This is a genomic window from Polynucleobacter sp. 35-46-11, from assembly GCF_002281105.1.
The window spans coordinates 1-2,463 of record NZ_NCFJ01000385.1 but is presented as its reverse complement, the minus strand read 5'-3'; the positions used below and the strand labels follow the sequence as shown (position 1 = coordinate 2,463).

The window sequence follows — 2,463 nt, the reverse complement described above, 5'->3', positions numbered from 1 at the left end:
TCTACACGCTCTTGTTGTGTTTTGAATGTTTTGATAGTCATCGCCAGCCCGCAAGTAAGTGTTACTTAAAGTAATACTTGCAAATCTTACTCTAGCCACAAAGACCAGGGAAAGCTGTTTTTTCATGGACAGATTCGTAGCTCAAATGCCACGATCTTTGAAGCCTTACAGTCTCAACACAAAATGTGCATTAAGTGTTGAGAGGAATTTTAGGCGCTGTAAGTCATTGAATCTTGGAAGATATTTTGATCACCAAAAATTCCCATAAAAACCCGTCAATTTGCCATGGTATTGCCAATATCGGTAGGAATTGCTTTGATCTGAAAACACAATAGAACTAAGTAAATACTGTTAACGAGGAAAAACAAATGGCACAAGCTAGAACATTAAGTGATCAAGAGTTAGAACAGGTATTGGCATATGCAGCTAGCACCAAGCATGGGCTGCGGAATCAGACGATTTTATTAATGACGCATTGGGCTGGTATGCGTATTGGGGAAGTCGCAGCGGTGCGCTATGGCGATGTATTGGCTAGCGATGGCACGATACGCAGTGAAATAAAGTTGTCAGCCACACAAACTAAAGGCAGTAAAAGTAGGGTGGTCTTGTTATCCGAGCGTATGCAAGCAGCCATTGTCAAATATATTGCCCAATATCCTTGTGTTGATGCCAAAAAGCCCTTGTTTAAGACGCTGCGTGCCGATGGTTTTACGCCCAATACCTTAACGCATATCGTCAGCGGCTTATATAAGCAAGCGGGCTATGATGGCGCTACTAGTCATAGTGGTCGTAGAGGCTTTTTAACTCGCTTAAGTGAGAAGGGTGTATCAGTCAGAGTGATGATGCAGTTAGCAGGGCACAGCCAAATGAGTACTACACAGCGTTATATTGATACTAGGCCAGACATGCTGCGTAATGCGGTGGAGCTTATTTAGAGCGCGGATTGATTTTCTTGTATTTCAATGTCAGGCGTTGATAGATATCCTCAAAGTCGTATTTTGGGAGAAAAACTTTCTGGGAGCTGGGAAATTCGCCTCTAGCAGTATTCTCTGCAACGAGCTTGGCTTTAAGTAGATAACGGCTAGTCAGGATGTTGAGATTTACCTTGGCGTCACTATCTTTGCCCCTTTTCTTATCGACCTGAATATCCAGTTTGCTGAACTTTGCGCTAACTTTAGCTTGGAGCCCCAAACGCCACAGTGGCCAATCTTCGTGTTGGGCTTTTGCCATTAGCAATCTAAGCATGATGAATAGAGGTTCTGAACGGAGGCGCTGAACCGCCAAAGGTTTAGTTGATCTTTTGGCTTTATTTTGTACGGGTATTTTTTCAGCATCAATCAGCTTGGAGATGCGCTGCATTAATACTCGCTTTGGTAAACCCAGCGGAATGCCGACAATGATGGCAGGTGGTTGACCTTGGTTTGCTAGCTTCACTTCGAAATAGTTTCTTAACGATTTTTCAAACAAGGGCTCATAAGATTCATGTTTTGATATCCCAGCGATCTTGACGGGAACTGGCTTTTCAAAAGGTGAGCCAAATATGTGAATGCCTCTATTTGTCCACCAATCTTCTATGTCAATAGTGGTGACATCTCCAAACTCATCGTAGGTTTTTAAAACCTTATCAAATCCATTAAGTATTTCTAATTGCTGGACTTTGGTCAGGGCCGTCTCATCATCGCTATAGAGATCCAATGCCAACTTTTTCTGCTTGGCAGCGTCAATTGATTCGCTACGTATCAAATGTGCCAGCGCATAGCTTGGGCTAATTCTTAAAAACTCTAATAACAGCAGGGCGTATTTCTTAACGCCCATGGTAGACCACTCTTTGCTGGTTCGGTTTGGAATGTCTTTGCGAATATTCATACAAATATATTAACACTTAAGAGGTATCTAGTAACAGTCAATTTTTAATATCTGCTAATTGTCGCAGACTGGAGTCTCGACAGTATCCATGCATATATGTCCGCTCTTTAACAACTCAATCTGTAAACAGCCCGCGCCACCTGAAAGCGCACAGCTGTCGTATTTCCTATTTTTAGTAGTTCCACCTAATAGATACATCCAAACAGAAAGGCATTTATGACAATAGATATCAAACAAGCAGTTCATCGCGTGCTCTCTACAGCGGGCATTCCAATCAATCCAGTTGTGCTGAGTCCTCCACAAGCGGGTAATCCAATGTCGTTTTATCAGTCAATGGACTTTAGCGACATCGAAAAAGTCCAGGCAGGTTTAGATTCGTTCGTGCAGATGTTGGTTAATGGAAAGTGCCGTGCATTTGTAGTTTCTGGCCCGGCCGGATCAAGCAAGACAAGTTCCACCACAAGCCTACTCAAGCGCTATTCGCCAACCTCCTGTGTACATATCTCGGGAACGCTGTCACCAATCATGGTGTACATAAAAATGTACCGCCACAGTAATCCAGGTGAAGTAATTGTGCTGGATGACGTAGATAGCCTC

At 43.1% G+C, this 2,463-nt stretch carries 3 protein-coding genes; 2 read left to right on the top strand and 1 reads right to left on the bottom strand.

The features are described 5' to 3' along the window. Positions 1–368 precede the first annotated feature (368 nt). Positions 369–935, top strand: coding sequence for a site-specific integrase (locus B7Y67_RS15270; protein WP_293599370.1), 567 nt, complete (start codon positions 369–371; stop codon positions 933–935). Here the strand turns inward: B7Y67_RS15270 and B7Y67_RS15265 are convergent. After that, positions 928–1,866 (bottom strand): hypothetical protein, encoded by a 939-nt coding sequence (locus B7Y67_RS15265; protein WP_293599369.1) that lies wholly within the window; start codon positions 1,864–1,866, stop codon positions 928–930. The two genes, B7Y67_RS15270 and B7Y67_RS15265, sit on opposite strands and share 8 nt — an antisense overlap. A gap of 216 nt (positions 1,867–2,082) precedes the next feature. Here B7Y67_RS15265 and B7Y67_RS15260 point away from each other — a divergent pair. Next, a partial coding sequence (locus tag B7Y67_RS15260) for a hypothetical protein (protein WP_293599368.1) occupies positions 2,083–2,463 on the top strand: 381 nt, incomplete at its 3' end.

What these genes read in the sequence shown, in the direction of transcription:
- B7Y67_RS15270 (WP_293599370.1), top strand. Translation starts at nt 369, where the DNA reads ATGGCACAAGCTAGAACATTAAGTGATCAAGAGTTAGAACAGGTATTG.
- B7Y67_RS15265 (WP_293599369.1), bottom strand. Translation starts at nt 1,866, where the DNA reads ATGAATATTCGCAAAGACATTCCAAACCGAACCAGCAAAGAGTGGTCT.